The organism is Bradyrhizobium lablabi (assembly GCF_018129385.1).
In the GTDB taxonomy this organism is placed as follows: domain Bacteria; phylum Pseudomonadota; class Alphaproteobacteria; order Rhizobiales; family Xanthobacteraceae; genus Bradyrhizobium; species Bradyrhizobium lablabi_C.
On sequence record NZ_JAFCLN010000003.1, the window covers coordinates 133,192 to 150,253 of the forward strand.

General features: G+C 63.1%; 10 protein-coding genes and 1 tRNA gene. 4 read left to right on the plus strand and 7 right to left on the minus strand.

Translation table 11 applies throughout. From position 1 onward, the window contains the following. Positions 1–74: 74 nt before the first annotated feature. A complete protein-coding gene (locus JQ628_RS07315; RefSeq protein WP_212221393.1) occupies positions 75–959 on the plus strand; it encodes a LysR family transcriptional regulator in 885 nt (294 codons plus the stop codon). Between the two features lie 2 nt (positions 960–961). Here JQ628_RS07315 and JQ628_RS07320 read toward each other — a convergent pair whose 3' ends face one another. Next, a complete protein-coding gene (locus JQ628_RS07320) occupies positions 962–1,990 on the minus strand; it encodes an LLM class flavin-dependent oxidoreductase (RefSeq protein ID WP_212221395.1) in 1,029 nt (342 codons plus the stop codon). 3 nt (positions 1,991–1,993) lie between these two features. Then, positions 1,994–5,461, minus strand: coding sequence for an indolepyruvate ferredoxin oxidoreductase family protein (locus JQ628_RS07325; RefSeq protein WP_212221397.1), 3,468 nt, complete (start codon positions 5,459–5,461; stop codon positions 1,994–1,996). A gap of 185 nt (positions 5,462–5,646) precedes the next feature. Between JQ628_RS07325 and JQ628_RS07330 the strand changes: the two genes are divergently transcribed. Next, positions 5,647–6,588, plus strand: coding sequence for a hypothetical protein (locus tag JQ628_RS07330; protein WP_212221400.1), 942 nt, complete (start codon positions 5,647–5,649; stop codon positions 6,586–6,588). 2 nt (positions 6,589–6,590) lie between these two features. Here the strand turns inward: JQ628_RS07330 and JQ628_RS07335 are convergent, their stop codons facing one another. Then, positions 6,591–9,800: an efflux RND transporter permease subunit gene (locus JQ628_RS07335; RefSeq protein WP_212221402.1), complete on the minus strand. Its 3,210-nt coding sequence runs from the start codon at positions 9,798–9,800 to the stop codon at positions 6,591–6,593. A gap of 21 nt (positions 9,801–9,821) precedes the next feature. Beyond that, the gene (locus tag JQ628_RS07340; RefSeq protein ID WP_212221404.1) at positions 9,822–11,069 is read right to left on the minus strand and encodes an efflux RND transporter periplasmic adaptor subunit; all 1,248 of its coding nucleotides are present in this window, start codon (positions 11,067–11,069) and stop codon (positions 9,822–9,824) included. 198 nt (positions 11,070–11,267) lie between these two features. Here JQ628_RS07340 and JQ628_RS07345 point away from each other — a divergent pair, with 198 nt between their 5' ends. Continuing rightward, complete coding sequence (locus JQ628_RS07345; protein ID WP_212221406.1) at positions 11,268–11,870, plus strand: TetR/AcrR family transcriptional regulator; 603 nt, start codon at positions 11,268–11,270, stop codon at positions 11,868–11,870. 51 nt (positions 11,871–11,921) lie between these two features. On the opposite strand, the gene JQ628_RS07350 is transcribed toward JQ628_RS07345, so the two are convergent. Next, positions 11,922–13,580: an acetolactate synthase large subunit gene (locus JQ628_RS07350; RefSeq protein WP_212221408.1), complete on the minus strand. Its 1,659-nt coding sequence runs from the start codon at positions 13,578–13,580 to the stop codon at positions 11,922–11,924. A gap of 278 nt (positions 13,581–13,858) precedes the next feature. Between JQ628_RS07350 and JQ628_RS07355 the strand changes: the two genes are divergently transcribed. Further along, positions 13,859–16,405, plus strand: coding sequence for an ATP-binding protein (locus tag JQ628_RS07355; protein WP_212221410.1), 2,547 nt, complete (start codon positions 13,859–13,861; stop codon positions 16,403–16,405). 104 nt (positions 16,406–16,509) lie between these two features. On the opposite strand, the gene JQ628_RS07360 is transcribed toward JQ628_RS07355, so the two are convergent. Beyond that, positions 16,510–16,584: transfer RNA gene (locus JQ628_RS07360), tRNA-Val, on the minus strand. A gap of 83 nt (positions 16,585–16,667) precedes the next feature. After that, positions 16,668–17,027, minus strand: coding sequence for a cell cycle two-component system response regulator CpdR (cpdR, locus tag JQ628_RS07365; RefSeq protein ID WP_027539837.1), 360 nt, complete (start codon positions 17,025–17,027; stop codon positions 16,668–16,670). Positions 17,028–17,062 lie beyond the last annotated feature (35 nt).

Below are 17,062 nucleotides of genomic sequence, written 5' to 3' on the forward strand. Positions count from 1 at the left end.
GGCCCGCAAAATCTGGCTCATTTGCCGAATAGGGAGTATACAGCAAATACGGAGATCATTTATTTGGATATCAAATGAGTGACCGGTTGCAGGAATTGGCGGTTTTCGTGCGCGCGGCGGATAGCGGCAGCTTTTCCAGGGCCGGGCGCGAGCTCGGGCTTTCACAGCCGTCGGTCTCGCGCATCATCGGCGAACTGGAAGCGCGGCTTGGCGTGACACTGCTCTTGCGCACCACGCGGCGCATCACAGTGACCGATGCCGGTGCGCTGTTTCTCGACCGCGCCCGCGAAATCCTCGCCGAGATCGAGGATGCCGAAGATGCCGCGCGTGGCCTCGACTCGCTGCGTGGCTTGATCCGTCTTGCCATCCCCGTGATGTACGGCACGCGCGAGATCATCCCGCGGCTGCCAAAATTCCTGGCTGCGCATCCGCTGCTGCGACTCGAAATGTCCGTTGTCGATGCACGGCAGGATCTGGTCGCGGAAGGCGCCGATATCGCAATCCGCCTAGGCGACCTCGACGATTCCGTGTTCGGCGCGCGCAAGCTCGCGACACTGCAGCGGATGCTGGTCGCCTCGCCCGCCTATCTTGCCGCACGCGGCACGCCCAAAACGCCGGCCGACCTCGCCTCGCATGACTGCATCTTCGGGCCCGGCAATTTCGGCCGCGACAGCTGGTCGTTCAACCGCGACGGCGCCGAAGTTTCCGTGGACGTTCGCGGCCGCATCCACACCGAGTCGGGACCGGGCCTATTCAGTTGTGCCATGGCAGGATTGGGGATCGCGATGGTGTCGACGGCAATGGCGGGCGCCGAGGTCAAATCGGGCGCGCTCGTGCAGGTGCTGCGCGGCTACAAGCTGACGCCGGTCGACGTGCATGCGGTGTTTCCCGGTGGGCCGCGGCCGTCGACCAAAGTTCGCGCGCTGGTCGATTTTCTGGCGGCTGAATTGAAGGCCTGAGACTAAACCGCCTGCGCCACGCGCTCGCGCGCCAGCGGCAGCACCTCGCGGGCAAAGATGCCGGCGGAGTGCAGCACTTCATCTTGCGTGAGATCGCCGAAGGAAAACTGGCTGATGAAGTAGGTGGCGCCGGCTTCGTTCGCCATGCGGCTGACCTGTTCGCGAATGGTGCCGGGCGAGCCTACGATGCCGCCGCCGTTTTTCACGACTGTCTCGAAATCGTCGGGAATGCGTGCGTAGCGCGGCTGCGTGCCGTGCAGGTTCCAGAGCTTCATGAAGCTTTTGTAGAACGACGGCCAGGCGCGGCGGCCGAGCGCCATCGCTTCGCGGTCGGTGTCGGCGCACACGACAAACCGGTTGATTCCGAGCAGCGGCATCTGCTCGGCCGCATGGCCGGCCGCCGCCCATTCGGCGCGGTAGCGATCGGTGATCTCGCGCACGCGCGGGATCGGCCCGCCGCAGACGATGTTGATGCGGCTCTGCGCGGGCCAGGCCGCGCCTTCCGGCACCGGCACCGCGTACCACAGGGGTGGATGCGGAAGCTGTGCGGGCTTCAGATCGATCGGAACGTTCTTGTAGGTGAAGTGCTTGCCGGAAAAGTTGACCTGGTCCTTTGTCAGCGCCTGCATGATGACATTGTAGACTTCGACATACATTGCCTGGGCCTGGTCCGAATCGACGCCGAAATAATCCAGCTCGTGCGGCGAGGCACCGCGGCCGATGCCGATTTCGATGCGGCCACCGCTGAGATGATCCAGCATGCAGATTTCTTCGGCGAGCCGCAGCGGATGATGAGTCGGCAGCACATAGACCAGCGCGCCGAGGCGAATGCGCGTGGTGCGCTGCGTGACGGCGGCAAGGAAGACGCTGGGGGACGGCGTCAGGTTGAGCGGCGTGGAATGATGCTCGCTCATGTGATAGGTGCGAAAACCAGCGTGGTCGTAGAATTCGATCAGCTTGAGCCGCTTCTCGTACTGCTCGGAGAGCGGATACGGGCCGCGGTCATTCTGATCGAAGATGCCGAACTGCATCCTCTACTCCGCCGCTTGCGCCACCGGTTGGCCGATCGCGGCTTCGAGCCGCGCGCATTCGGCTCGGTAGCGCGCGACATTGGCTTCCTTGATATGGCCGTAGCCGCGCACGGTCTCCGGCGCTTTCGCAAGCGCCACCAACCGCGGCAGGTCGAGCTTGCCGTCGAGATGGCGGAAGATCATCGCTGAATACTCGCCCGGCAGCGCGCGCTCCATCTTGCGCTCGGCGGTGTAGCCGAAGATGTCGAGCGCAGAGCCGCGCAAGCGCTTCAGCTTCGCGAGCATGCCAAACGCCTTGAACACCCACGGACCGAATTCGCGCTTCTGCAGATGGCCGGTGACCTTGTCACGGCGGGCGACCAGCGGCGGGGCGAGCAGCACCTTCAGTCCGGGATCGCCGTCGAACTGCGCCTGCAAGGCTTTTGCAAATTCGCCGTCACTGTAGAGACGGGCGACTTCGTATTCGTCCTTGTAGGACATCAGCTTGAACAGGCCCTTTGCAAAGGCTTCGGTCAGCTCAGTCGAGCCGGGCGCGGCCTTGGCTTCGGCGGCGCGCACGCGCTCGACATCGGCGAGATAGCGTTTCGAATAAGCCTCGTCCTGATAATCGATCAGGAATTTCGCGCGAAAGGCGATGGTCTCGTCCAGCGTCTTCCTGACAGGGCCATTTCCACTCGACTTGAAGCGGGCGGCACTGACCACGCGCGGCAAATCGTGCGCGGCGAGCCGGCCCCAGTTGAAGGCGGTGCGATTCATCTCGATCGCAGCGCCGTTGAGTTCGATCGCCTTCTGAATCGCTTCGAGCGACAGCGGGATCGCACCGCGCTGGAACGCAAAACCGAGCATGAAGGCGTTGGTGGCGATGCTGTCACCGATCAGTGCGGTGGCGATGCCGGTGGCATCGAGAATGTCGAGATGATCGGCGGTGACCGCGCCGCTCAGCGCATCGCGCATCGCGCCCATCTCGAAATCGATGTCGGGATTGATGACGAAGCTCGCGGTCGGCAGCAGGTCGGCATTGACGACGGCGCGCGTGACGCCACGTTCGGCGCGGCTCAGCGCCGTGGCCGATGTCGCCACCACGATGTCGCAGCCGAGGATGAGGTGGGCATTGCCGGGCGCAATGCGTACGCTGGCGAGATCGTCCGCCTTCGGGGCGATGCGGACATGGCTCATGACCGCGCCGTTCTTCTGCGACAGGCCGGTGAAGTCCAGCGTCGAGCAGGCCTTTCCGTCGACATGGGCGGCCATGCCGAGCAGCGCGCCGATGGTGATCACACCGGTGCCGCCGATGCCGGTGACGAGGATGTTGTAGTCGCCTCCCAGCGCCGGAATGACCGGGTTCGGCAGATCGGCGAACAGCGCGGAGGGATCAGCGGCCGCACGATCGGCCTTGCGCAATTTGCCACCATGCACGGTGACAAAGCTCGGGCAAAAGCCCTCGATGCAGGAAAAGTCCTTGTTGCAGTTCGACTGGTCGATGCGGCGCTTGCGGCCGAGCTCGGTCTCCAGCGGCTGCACCGAGACGCAGTTCGACACTTGCGAGCAGTCGCCGCAGCCTTCGCAGACGCGCTCGTTGATGAACACGCGCTTGGGCGGATCGGGATAGAGCCCGCGCTTGCGGCGGCGGCGCTTTTCCGCCGCGCAAGTCTGGTCGTAGATCAGCACGGTGAGGCCGCCGATATCGCGCAGCTCGCGCTGCACGGCATCGAGCTCGCGGCGGTGATGCACGGTCGCGAGCGGCGGGAAGAAATTGGCCGGATATTTTTCGGGATCGTCGGTGACGATGGCGAGGCGTTTTGCGCCTTCGGCCGCGACCTGGTGCGCGATCTGTGCCACGTTGAAGCCGCCTTCGGCGGGCTGGCCGCCGGTCATCGCGACCGCGTCATTATAAAGTATCTTGTAGGTGATGTTGACGCCGGCCGCGGCTGCGGCGCGCAGCGCCAGCAGGCCGGAATGGGTATAGGTGCCATCACCCAGATTCTGGAAGACGTGCTTTTCGTCGGTGAACGGCGCCTGTCCGATCCAGGCAACGCCCTCGCCGCCCATATGCGAGATGGTCTGGGTGCGGCGGGCGGGGATCGACAGCGCCATGCCGTGACAGCCGATGCCGGCCATCGCGCGGCTGCCGTCGGGAATTTTGGTCGAGGTGTTGTGCGGGCAGCCGGAGCAGAAATATGGCGTGCGGCTCAGCTTCGCCGCGCCGATGCCCTCGGCCGGGCGATCGAACGCTTCGAGTTTTGCAAGACGCTGTTCCAGCGCCGGGCTGTGATGGCCGAGCTTGCGCAGCCGCGCCACCACGGCAGCGGCCACCATGGTCGGCGTCAACTCGCCTTCGCTCGGCAGCAGCACGGCGCCGCTCTCGTCGCGCTTACCCACCACCGACGGACGCTTCGAGGCGTCCATGTTGTAGAGAATGCGCACGAGCTGGTCCTCGATGAAGCCCCGCTTCTCCTCGACCACCAGCACATCCTGCAGGCCTTCGGCGAATTGCAGCGCACCGCGCACTTCGAGCGGCCAGGTCAGCGCGACTTTATATATGCGCAAGCCCAGCGCCTGTGCCTCGGCGTCATTGATGCCGAGATCGGCGAGCGCCTGGCGCAGATCGAGATAGGCTTTGCCGGTCGCCATGATGCCGAGCCGCGCCGGCTTAGAGTCCAGCACGATCCGGTCAAAGCGGTTGGCACGCGCGAAGGCTGCGACCGCGTCCATCTTCGGGCCATGCAGCCGCCGCTCCGCCTCCATCGGCGGATCGGGCCAGCGGATCGAAAGGCCGCCCGGCGGCATCTCGAAATCATCCGGTATGACGATGTTGATGCGATCGATGTCGCTGATAATGGAGGCCGAGCTCTCGACCGTCTCCGAGATCGCCTTGAAGCCGACCCAGCAGCCGGAAAAACGCGACAGCGCAAAGCCCAGAATGCCGAGATCGAGATAATCCTGCAGCGTCGCCGGATTGACCACCGGCATCAGGGCTGCGGCAAACACCTGCTCGCTCTGATGCGCCAGCGTCGAGGACTGGCAGCCGTGATCGTCGCCGGCGAGCGCGATCACGCCACCGTTCTTCGAGCTACCCGCCGAGTTCGCATGCTTGAGCGCATCGAGCGAGCGGTCGACGCCGGGGCCCTTGCCGTACCAGATGCCGAACACGCCATCGACCTTCGCGCCCGGAAACATGCCAACCTGCTGGCTGCCCCACACCGCTGTCGCGGCGAGGTCTTCGTTCAGGCCGGGGACGAAGGCGATATCGTGCTGCTGGAGGAAGGATTTTGCGCGCCACAGCGCGTGGTCGTACATGCCGAGCGGCGAGCCGCGATAGCCTGAGATGAAGCCCGCGGTGTTGAGTCCCGCGGCGCGATCGCGTTCCCGCTGCAACATCGGCAGCCGGACCAAGGCCTGCGTTCCCGACAGAAAGATTCGCTTCGCATCCAGCCGGTACTTGTCGTCCAGCCCAACTTCCATCAACGCCATGATGAACCTTTGCCCCGCTCTGCGGCCCTTGTGGTGGACCTGATTTTCGTTTGAGCGCAGCATGCACCGGATTTGCCATGCATGCACAGCCCCCTATTTGCCGCGTGGCGGCATATCAGGCGTGCATTTTGCTTGATCTGGCGGCGATACTTGCCGCAGGAACGAGGAAAGCGGAGGAGACGCCGATGACCAAGGCCTTCGATAGCGAGATCACCGAAAGTAACAACGTCCTCATGGGCCCGTGGCGGCAACCGAAGCAGATGCTGCATGCGCAAGTCTACGATTCGCACGCCTCGATCCATGACGATGCGACCGCGCAAAAGCTCGGCTTCCAGGGCGGCACCATCGAGGGCCCGACGCATTTCAGCCAGTTCGCGCCGCTGTGCGAACGCATCTGGGGCAAGGCGTGGTTCGAGACCGGATGTCTGTCGGCGCATTACCGCAATCCCGTGTTCGAAGGCGAGGAGGTGCAGGCCAGCATCGAGAGGCCGAAACTGAGCGAGAACATTTGCGCGATCGGCATGACGCGCCAGGACGGCACCGAGATTCTTCGCGGCACGGCATCGGTGGGAGGCGATGGATCGCAGACCGCGCTGTCGCTGCGGCTGAAAGAGCTGAAGCCGCTGACTGACCCCGTCATTCTCAGGGATGTCGAGGTCGGCATGAAGACGACGCGACAGACCATCCGGATGGATGCCGATCAGCACATGGGCGATCTCTATCCGTTTTCACTGAACGAAAAGCTGAAGGTCATCACCGAGCCGTCGCCCTGGTACGCCAGCGGCGACAATCCGTGGGGCCGGCCGATCGTGCCGTTCGAGATGCTGAGCGTGCTGTTCCAGTACCGCGCGCGCGAGGACAAGTTGCCGGTGCGCGGCCCCGCGGTCGGCCTGTTCGCGGATCAGGAAATCCACGTGCTGCGCGGACCACTGTTTGTCGGCGAGAGCTACACGACGGAACGCGAGGTGGTTGCGCTCAGCGGCAGCCGGCGCACCGAGAGCATGTGGGTGCGCACGACCGTGTTCGGCGGCGACGATGCGCCGGTCGCGACGATGCTGCTGAATCTCGCAAGCATCAAGCAATCCTACGCACCGTATGAGAAGGAATACGCGGCGCTCTATGCCTGAAGTCAGCCTGCCGCGGAAGACGAGCCGTGCCCCACTCCTTCGGCATGGCCGATGCCCGCGTCGGCGCCGTGATGCGTCAGCGGCTTCATGCCCGTGACGGTCCGCAGCAGCACATAGAACACCGGCGTCAGGAACAGCCCGAAGATGGTCACGCCGATCATGCCGGAGAACACGGCGACGCCCATGGCGCGCCGCATCTCCGAGCCGGCGCCGGTCGACAGCACCAGCGGCAGCACGCCCATGATGAACGCCATCGAGGTCATCAGGATCGGGCGGAGCCGCAGCCGGCTGGCCTCGATCGCAGCGCGGATCGGCGAGCGGCCGGCGAATTCGAGCTCGCGCGCGAATTCGACGATCAGGATCGCGTTCTTGGCCGACAATCCCACCAGCACGATCAAGCCAATCTGGGTGAACACGTTGTTGTCGCCCGCCGATAGCCAGACGCCGAACATCGCAGCCAAAAGGCCCATCGGCACGATCATGAGGATCGCCAGCGGCAGCGTGAGGCTTTCATAGAGCGCGGCCAGCACGAGGAACACCAGCAGGATCGCCAGCGGGAACACCCACAGGCCGGAATTGCCGGCGATGAACTCCTGATAGGTCAGGTCGGTCCATTCGAAGGCAAATCCGGGCGGCAGCGTTTCGGCGGCGATGCGCGTCGCTGCCTCCTGCGCCTGGCCGGACGAATAACCCGGCGCTGCGGCGGCATTGATGTCGGACGACAGGAAGCCGTTGTAGCGGATGGCGCGTTCGGGACCCGCGCTCTGGCGAATCTTCAAGAGCGCCGACAGCGGCACCATGTCGCCCGACGCCGAACGCACCTTCAACTGACGGATGTCATCCGCCCGCGCCCGGAACGGCGCGTCGGCCTGAACATAGACCGAATAGGTGCGGCCGAACTTGTTGAAGTCGTTGACGTAGAACGAGCCAAGATAGATCTGAAGCGTGTTGAAGACTTCCGTCACGGGGACGCCGAGCTGTAGCGCCTTGGTGCGGTCGATGTCGGCGAACAATTGCGGGACGTTGACCTGGAAGCTCGAGAAGGCGCCGGCGATCTCGGGCGCCTTTGAAAGCGCCGCCATGAAGGCCTTGGTCGCGTCATTGAGCGCGTCATAGCCGAGGCCTGCCCGGTCCTCGATTTGCAACTTGAATCCGCCGATGGTGCCGAGGCCGTTGACCGGCGGCGGCGGGAACATGGCGATGAACGCCTCCTGAATCCCCGCATATTTCTTGTTCAGGTCGGCCGCGATGGCATTGCCGCTGAGCGAGGGATCCTTGCGCTCGTCGAACGGCTTTAGCGTCGAGAACACGATGCCGGCGTTCGAGGAGTTGGTGAAGCCGGAAATCGACAGACCCGGAAACGCCACCGAGCTTTGCACGCCGGGCTGGGTCAGCGCGATGTCGCTCATCTTGCGGATGACTTCCTCGGTGCGGTCCAGCGTCGCGCCATCGGGCAACCGCGCAAATCCCACCAGATACTGCTTGTCCTGGCCCGGCACGAAGCCGCTCGGCACCTGCTTGAACAGCACCGCGGTGGCGGCGACCAGCACGAGGTAGAGAACCATGACGGCGGACTTGCCGAAGATCACCTTGGTGACGCTGCGGCTGTAATTATCGGACGAACGCGTAAAGGCCTTGTTGAAGCCGCGAAAGAACCAGCCAAGCGCCCTGTCGAGCACCCGGGTCAACCAGTCCTTGGGATCGTTGTGTCCCTTCAACAGCAGCGCGGCAAGCGCGGGCGACAACGTCAACGAATTGATCGCCGAGATCACCGTCGAGATCGCAATCGTCAGCGCGAACTGCTTGTAGAACTGGCCGGTCAGGCCGGAGATGAAGGCCAGCGGCACGAACACCGCGATCAGCACCATCGCGATCGCGATGATCGGTCCCGACACTTCCTTCATCGCCTGATAGGTGGCGTCCCGCGGCGACAGGCCGCTCTCGATGTTGCGCTCGACGTTCTCGACCACGACGATGGCATCATCGACCACGATGCCGATCGCCAGCACCAGCCCGAACAGGCTAAGCGCGTTGATGGAGAAACCGAAGACGTGCATCACCGCGAACGTGCCGACGATCGACACCGGCACCGCCAGCAGCGGGATGATCGACGCGCGCCAAGTCTGGAGGAACAGGATCACGACCAGCACGACGAGAGCAACCGCCTCGAGCAGCGTGTGGATCACCGCTTCGATCGAGGAGCGGACGAATTGGGTGGGGTCGTAGACGATCTGGTATTCGACGCCTTCCGGCATGTTCTTCTTGATCTCGGCCATCGTCGCGCGGACATTGTCCGATATCTGGAGCGCGTTGGATCCCGGCGCCTGGAAGATTGGGATCGCCACCGCCTGCTTGTTGTCGAGCAGCGAGCGCAGGCCGTATTCGGAGGCGCCGAGCTCGACGCGCGCGACGTCGCGCAGCCGCGTCACCTCGCCGCGCGCGCCGGTCTTGACCACGATGTCGCCGAACTGTTCTTCGGTGGAGAGGCGGCCCTCCGCATTGACGGAAAGCTGGAGATCGAGGCCCTTGACGCTGGGCGAGCCGCCGACCACGCCGGCGGCCGCTTCGACGTTCTGGGCCTGAATGGCCTTGACGATGTCATTGGCGGTCAAGCCGCGTTCCGAGGCCTTTTGCGGATCGACCCACACCCGCATCGAATAATCGCCGGCGCCGTAAAGCTGGACATCGCCGACGCCATCGATCCGCGCCAGCCGGTCCTTGACGTTGAGCACGGCATAATTGCGCAAGTAAGTCATGTCGTAGCGGTTGTTGGGCGACAGCAGATGCACGACCATGGTCAGGTCGGGCGAGCTCTTCTTGGTGATGATACCGAGCTGCCGCACCACGGCCGGCAGGCGCGGCTCGGCCTGCTGCACGCGGTTCTGCACGAGCTGCTGCGCCTTGTCGGGATCGGTGCCGAGCCGGAACGTCACCGTCAGCGTCATCGCGCCGTCGGTGGTGGCCTGGCTCGACATGTAGAGCATGCCTTCGACGCCGTTGATCTGCTCCTCGATCGGCGTCGCCACCGTTTCGGCGATGACCTTTGGATTGGCGCCGGGATAGGTCGCGCGCACCACGACCGATGGCGGCACGACATCAGGATATTCCGAGATCGGCATCGCCAGCAGCGAGATGAGACCGGCGAGGAAGATCAGCACCGACAGGACGCCGGCGAAGATCGGCCGGTCGATAAAAAATTTCGACAGATTCATGGAATGCCCCTGCGCCAGCGTTCAGCGCTGCGCGACGTCCTGGTTTTTGTCCGCGGAGGCATGCTGCGAACCGCGCATGCCCATTTCGGCGACTTCGAGTTTCACGAGCGCACCGGGACGCACCCGCTGCAAGCCGTTGACCACGACGCGGTCGCCCGAGTTCAGGCCCGAGGTGACGATGCGAAGTCCTTCGACGCTGCCGCCGAGGGTGATCGGGCGATAGAGCGCACGATTGTCGGGCCCCACGACCAGCACGAACTTCTTGTCCTGATCGGTGCCGATCGCCCGCTCATCGACCATCACCAGCGTCTGCTGCTTCGGCTGGCCCATTCGCAACCGTGCGAACTGGCCCGGGATCAGCCGGCCGTCCTCATTATCGAATGTGGCGCGAACGCGGATGGTGCCGCTTTGGCCGTTGACCTGGTTGTCGATCAACTGGATGCGCCCCTTCACGGTGGCGCCCGAGGACGTCGACATCTCCACCGGAATTTGATCGAGCTTGCCGCGCTTGCCGCCGGCATCGGCGATCGAACCGATCGCGCGCAGCACGACGTCCTCGTCGGCATCGAAGCTGCCGTAGATCGGATTGACCGACACCAGCGAGGTCAGTACCGGCGACGCCGTGCCGGCGGCAACGAGATTGCCGACGGTCACCTCGATCTTGCCGACCCGTCCGTCGACCGGCGCGCGCACTTCGGTATAGCCAAGATTGAGCCTTGCGGTTTGCAGCGTGGCTTCGGCGGCCTTCACGCTGGCGACGGCTTCGCGATGGGCGTTGTCGCGCTGGTCGTAGTCACGCCGGGTCACGACGTTGTTGCCGACAAGCTGCGCGCCGCGCTCGAGTTCGCTGGCGGTGAAGACCACGCGCGCCCTGGCGGCTTCAAGCTGCGCCTCGGCCTTGTCGACCTCCGCCGCATAAGGCGCGGGATCGATCTTGAACAGCACGTCGCCCGCCTTCACCAACTCACCCTCGGTGAAATTGGTCGACTGGATCGCACCTGCCACCCGCGGACGGAGTTCGACGCGGTTCACCGCTTCCAGGCGGCCGGAGAAATCGTCCCACAGGCTGGTCGATCGCGGCTCGACTACCGCCACCGTGACCGCTACCGCCGCTTCAGCCACGGCGGCGTTTTGGGTCGCCTGGGCGGCATTGTGAAAATAGCGGCCGGTCAGCATCGAGCCGGCCACGGCCACGGCGCCCACGAGAACGAGCCCGACGAGAACGCGTCGGAATCGGCCTGAACGGCGGGAAGGGGAAGAGGGGTGCATTTGCGCGCTCCATTATTGTAGTGCTTGCTACAAATGTGGAGCTGGACCGTAGAGCGCAAGATACTTATGTATCAGCCACTACGAAAATTTATCCCAAAACGGGAATGCAAGGCAAGCTTGAATAAGTAAAATAAAAACAACAGGATAGGACCAAGGTCGCGACTTCAAATGAACGCCCGGTCCGAGGGAGTGACGAACATGGCCATGGGACGCCCCCGCGAGTTCGACGCCGATTCCGCTCTGGATCAGGCGATGGAGGTGTTTTGGCGGCACGGCTACGAGGGCGCGACCATCGCCCAGCTTACCGATGCGATGGGCATCAACCCCCCAAGTCTCTATGCCGCCTTCGGCAACAAGGAAGGGCTGCTGAAAGCCGCCCTCGACCGGTACACCGCCAAACGCGCCGAGTGGATGGACGAGATCTTGAGCGCGCCGACCGCACGCGACGTCGCGGAGCGGATGCTGATGGGTATCGCGGACACCCAAACGGATCCTGCCAACCCGCCCGGCTGTCTCCTGGTGCAAGGAGGTCTCGCCTGCGGGACGGGCTCGGAGAATGTGCCGTTCGAACTCGCCGCGCGGCGTGCCTTGACGGAAGATCAGTTGTGCGAGCGCTTCACAAGGGCGAAGAGCGAGGGCGACCTCAAGCAAACCGCTGATCCGGCCGCCCTGGCACGCTATGTCTCCGCCGTGTCTGTCGGCATGGGCGTAATGGCGTCATCAGGCGCCGATCGCGAGGCGCTGCGGCAGGTAGCGACCGTGGCTGTTGAGGCGATCGAACAACAATCGATCCATTCCTGAAAGAAGGCCGATCGCACACGCTGGCAGCGTGTGCAACTGTCGGACAGCACTCTAGTCAGCCGATCCGGCTGGCGGCTTTACCTTGGCGCGCAACTCGTCGACCAGCACGCGCTTGTTCTCCGAGTAGTCGATCGGCACGACGACGAGGTGCACACCGTCGCCCTTGAATGCCGCCTCCAGCACCCGAACGAGATCATCGGCCTTACCGACGCGTGATCCTTTTGCGCCGTAGCTCTCGGCATATTTCACAAAGTCCGGGTTGCCGAAGGTCAGGCCGAAATCGGGAAAATTGTCGACCGCCTGCTTCCAGCGGATCATGCCATAGGCGGAGTCCTCGAGGATCAGGACGACGAGATTGAGCTTGAGGCGAACCGCCGTCTCCATTTCCTGCGAGTTCATCATGAACCCGCCATCGCCGCAGACGGCCATCACCCGCCGATCCGGGTACAGCATCGACGCCATCATCGCCGACGGAAGCCCTGCCCCCATGGTCGCCAGCGCATTGTCCAGCAACACCGTGTTGGCGACATAGGTGCGGTAGTTTCGGGCGAACCAGATTTTATACATGCCGTTGTCGAGGGCGATGATTCCATCCTCAGGGATGACCTGCCGCACGTCGTGAACGATGCGCTGCGGGGTTACCGGGTAGCGATCTTCCTCGTTGCGTTCTGTGATGCGACTGAGGATACCCTCGCGCAGGCCGAGCAGCGCGCCAGCATGGTGCAGCCGGCCCTCGACGCGGTCGGCGAGCAGTTCGAGGCTCGGGCCGACGTCGCCGACCACCTCGCATTGCGGGAAATAGACCTGCTCGACGGTCGCCGGCGTGTAGCTGACATGGATCACCTGCGGCCCCGTCGGGCCCATGATGAAGGGAGGTTTTTCGATCGTGTCGTGGCCGATCGCGATGATCAGGTCGGCGCGGTCGACCGCTTCATGAACATAGTCGCGCTCGCTGAGCGCGGCGGTTCCCATGTAAAGCTTGCTGCCTCCCGCAACCGCCCCCTTGCCCATCTGGGTATTGAAGAATGGAATTTGCGTGCGCCGGACGAACCCGCTGATGCCGGCAGTGCTGCGCGGCCGCGACGCGGCGGCACCGAGCATGATCAGCGGACGCTTCGCCGCCAGAATCATTTCAGCGGCACGGTCGAGCGAGGCCCGGTGCGCGACGGGAATTTCGATTGGATGCCGTGGGATGGCCGCGATGGCGTCAGCCTCCTCGGCCGCGATGTCTTCAGGCAATTCCAGCAGCACCGGGCCGGGTCTTTCCTCCGTGGCAATCCGGAAAGCATCCCGCACCAGCGTCGGGATGGTGGCGGGACTGACGATCTGCCGTGACATCTTGGTGAGCGGCTTGAACGCACTCACCACGTCGACGATCTGAAAACCGGCCTGACGGCTCTTCATGATGCCCTTTTGTCCGGTGATCATCACCATCGGCATCGCGCCAAGCAGGGCATAGGCCGCGCCGGTCGTGAGATTCAACGCGCCCGGACCCAGCGTGGTCATGCAGACGCCTGGCTTGCCTGTAAGCCTGCCATAGGTCGCGGCCATGAACGCCGCGCCTTGCTCGTGCCTCGTCACGACGAGTTGAATCGACGATTTCCTCAGGCTCTCGACCATGTCGAGATTTTCTTCGCCGGGAACTCCGAAGATGCGCTCGACGCCCTCGTTCTCCAGCGCGGCCACCATCAGATCCGATCCCTTCGGCATGCCTGCCTCCTGCTTGGCTCAATGGTTCATGCGTAGCTTGCATCCGAAGCTTACGGGGGCAAGCGGGTGGCGATCGACGACTAGCCGCCAATACCGGTCACTCAATTGCGATTCGACTGTGATCGAAAGCTTCGGAATTTTCCAGAGGTGTGCTTACGACTCCCTCGCCACAGGCATTATTGCGGCACTTCCCGGCGTACGCATCGTGACGACTATTTGTCGTCGGCGCATTGCCGCGCCGCGGGCCTCGCCACGCGAGCGCTGAGGCTCGCGAAACAGTGAGCATCCTGTCCCGCCTATTCGTGCTGGTGGCTGTCGCCATACTGCCCGTGATCGCCATCCAGGCGTACAGCGAGCTCGCCCAGCGGCGATCACGCGAAGTGGAAGTGCAGGACCATGCAACCAACCTAGCCAGGCTCTCCGCGGCAGAGCAGCAACAGATCGTGCAGGGAATTCGTCAAGTCCTGATCGCCATGTCCGAGCTTCCGTCGATCAAGACGAAAGACAGCCAGGCGTGCAATGCTTACCTGGCGGCTTTGCATGAGCGATTTCCGGCCTTCATTACCTTTCTAGTCACCGATCTGAAGGGCTCGTCGTTCTGCGACACGAACAGCGACCACAGACCGATCAGCATCGCTCACAGGGCCTACTTTGCCGACATCCTGAAGACGCGGACATTCACCGTCGCAGAGTTCTCGGTAGGCCTGTCAACTGGCCGCAACGTCATTCAATTTGCACTGCCATTCTATGGCGAGAATAACCGGATGGCCGGCATCATTGTGGCGGGTCTCAACCTGGACTGGCTCGCCGAGTACATCGCCGACAAGGGCGTTCCGCAAGGAGCCGCGCTTGCCATCATGGATCGCAACGGCACTTACCTCGCCCGCTACCCGGATAACGGCCGGTTCGTCGGCACAAAGATGCCTGCTGGAGAATACTTGAAAACCGGCGATATCGTCGACGTTGACGGCGTGGAACGGATTGAAGGCTACTCGGCACTACAGGCTGATTCCGGGGGACTCGTCGTCGGTTTCGGCCTCGACAAGGCGCAGGCCTTCAGCGAAATCGATAGTCGCACGCAGCGCGGCATCCTTCTCATCGCGCTCAGCGCATCGCTGGTGCTGGTCCTGACATTCCTGGGCGCGCGGCGGTTTATCGATCGCCCGTTAGGCCAGTTGGTCGGCGCTGCGAACCAATGGCGGCTCGGCGACTACGGCGGCCGCCTGAACATTCGGGATGGATCTGAAATCGCGCGGGTTGCCGATGCGTTCAACACCATGGCCGATGCGCTCCAGCGTCGGGAGCGTGAATTATCCGAAGCGAAAGAGACGGCGGAGGAAACCGCAGCCCGCATCACGACAGTCTTTGAGAGCACCACCGATAGCGTGATCATCGTCGATCGAAATCTGCGGATCAGTTACCTCAACGCACGGGCCCGCACGCAGATCGCCGAAGGCCGCGACCTTGTCGGCGCGCCCTTCGGCGAAGCCTTTCCGGACGATCCGGAAAAAGAGATTTTCAGGCGGTGCCGGGAAGGCATGTCGGATCAGCACCCGGTTTCGTTCGAGGCGCTTTGTCCGCGCAGCGGTGCCTGGTACGAGATCAATGCCTTCCCCTCCGGCGAAGGTCTGGCGATCTACTTTCGAGACGTCACCGAACACAAGCAGGCGATAGAGGCGCGACGGATCATCGAGGAACAGCTTCACCAGAGTCAGAAAATGGAGTCCGTCGGACAGCTCACCGGCGGTGTTGCGCACGACTTCAACAACCTGCTCATGGTGATCTCGGTCAATCTGGAGCTGATTGAAGCCGCTGCTGATAACAGCGATATCCGGCGGTTCGCCGCGACTGCACGACGGGCGACCGATCGCGGAGCCAAGCTGACCACGCAGTTGCTCGCCTTTTCCCGGCGACAGAAGCTCAACCCGAGTGTGGTCGATGCAAACCAGCTCATTCTGGAGTTCAGCGGACTGCTGCGCCAGGCGGTCGGAGGAGCATGTGAGGTCAAACTGCTGACCGATGAGCGGCTATGGCGATGCCACGTCGACCCGTCGCTGCTGGAGACCGCCCTCCTCAACCTTGCCCTGAACGGCCGCGATGCCATGCCGGATGGCGGCGTGCTCGAGATCCAGAGCAGGAACGTCGTCCTGGATGAGCAAGCTCCCGCCGGCTGCCCGCCAGGATCCTATGTGAGGCTGTCCGTGACAGACACCGGCTCCGGAATGACCCCTGAAGTTCGCAACCGCGCTTTTGAACCCTTCTTCACAACCAAGGAGGCCGGCAAGGGCACCGGACTCGGCCTCAGCATGGTCTATGGCTTTGTCCGTCAATCCGGGGGGCACGTCACCGTGGAAAGTACACCCGGCGAGGGAACGACCGTCGCGCTGTACCTGCCGAAGGCCACACAAGATTTGGACATCGAGACGGAAGCCGTTCAAGCAACCGCGGAACCGGCAGGTCACGAGCGCATCCTCCTCGTCGAGGACAATGAGGATCTCCTCGAAGCTACGTCGGCAATGCTGACGACATTCGGTTATCAGGTTGTTTGCGCAAAAAATGGCGAGGAGGCTATCGCAATACTCAAAAGCGGCCAGCAATTCGAGCTTCTGTTCAGCGATGTCGTCATGCCAACCGGAATGAATGGAATTGAGCTTGCCCGGGAAGCGAGGCTGTTGAACAACGAAATGAGAGTTCTGCTCACGTCCGGTTACGCGAACGACGTGCTGGAGCGTCATCAGGCTACCAACGAGTTTCCGATCATCAACAAGCCTTACCGCCTGCCGGACCTGGCGGAACGGATACGGTCGATCCTGAAAAAAGCGTAGCGCTGTCGACGGCCCGGAATTGGGCGATCTGCGACCGGGACGGCTGTCCTGGAAAAATCATCTCCCGGCGGCAGGCGCAGGGCGCCTAAGCCATTGGAGATGGATGGTGGGCACGACAGGGATCGAACCTGTGACCCCTACCATGTCAAGGTAGTGCTCTCCCGCTGAGCTACGTGCCCTAATAGATTTCGATGGGTCGGGGGTCCGTATATCGGCTCCCGACCGGGGCTGCAAGGATCGTTCGGCGCTAATTTGCGGCGAATCAGGCCGCCAGCATCTTGTTCACTTCGCTGACCAATTCGCGAAGATGGACCGGTTTGGCCAAAACCTTTGCGTTCTTCGGCGCCTCCGAATCGGAGTTGAGCGCCACGGCCGCAAAGCCGGTGATGAACATGATCTTGATATCGGGGTCCAGTTCCGAGGCGCGGCGCGCCAGCTCGATGCCGTCCATTTCCGGCATGACGATGTCGGTCAGGAGCATTTCGAACGGCTCCTCGCGCAGCCGCTGATAGGCCGACATGCCGTTGTCGTGGGGCGAGACCTGGAAACCGGCGTTTTCCAGCGCCTTCACCAGAAAGCGGCGCATGTCGTTGTCGTCTTCGGCGAGAAGGATTTTATGCATGGCGGTACGCGACTATCCCCGGGAGTCAAACTCTG

Excerpts from the sequence above, each read along its gene's own strand:
- JQ628_RS07315 (WP_212221393.1), top strand. The coding sequence starts at position 75 with ATGAGTGACCGGTTGCAGGAATTGGCGGTTTTCGTGCGCGCGGCGGAT.
- JQ628_RS07320 (WP_212221395.1), bottom strand. The coding sequence starts at position 1,990 with ATGCAGTTCGGCATCTTCGATCAGAATGACCGCGGCCCGTATCCGCTC.
- JQ628_RS07325 (WP_212221397.1), bottom strand. The coding sequence starts at position 5,461 with ATGGCGTTGATGGAAGTTGGGCTGGACGACAAGTACCGGCTGGATGCG.
- JQ628_RS07330 (WP_212221400.1), top strand. The coding sequence starts at position 5,647 with ATGACCAAGGCCTTCGATAGCGAGATCACCGAAAGTAACAACGTCCTC.
- JQ628_RS07335 (WP_212221402.1), bottom strand. The coding sequence starts at position 9,800 with ATGAATCTGTCGAAATTTTTTATCGACCGGCCGATCTTCGCCGGCGTC.
- JQ628_RS07340 (WP_212221404.1), bottom strand. The coding sequence starts at position 11,069 with ATGCACCCCTCTTCCCCTTCCCGCCGTTCAGGCCGATTCCGACGCGTT.
- JQ628_RS07345 (WP_212221406.1), top strand. The coding sequence starts at position 11,268 with ATGGCCATGGGACGCCCCCGCGAGTTCGACGCCGATTCCGCTCTGGAT.
- JQ628_RS07350 (WP_212221408.1), bottom strand. The coding sequence starts at position 13,580 with ATGCCGAAGGGATCGGATCTGATGGTGGCCGCGCTGGAGAACGAGGGC.
- cpdR (WP_027539837.1), bottom strand. The coding sequence starts at position 17,027 with ATGCATAAAATCCTTCTCGCCGAAGACGACAACGACATGCGCCGCTTT.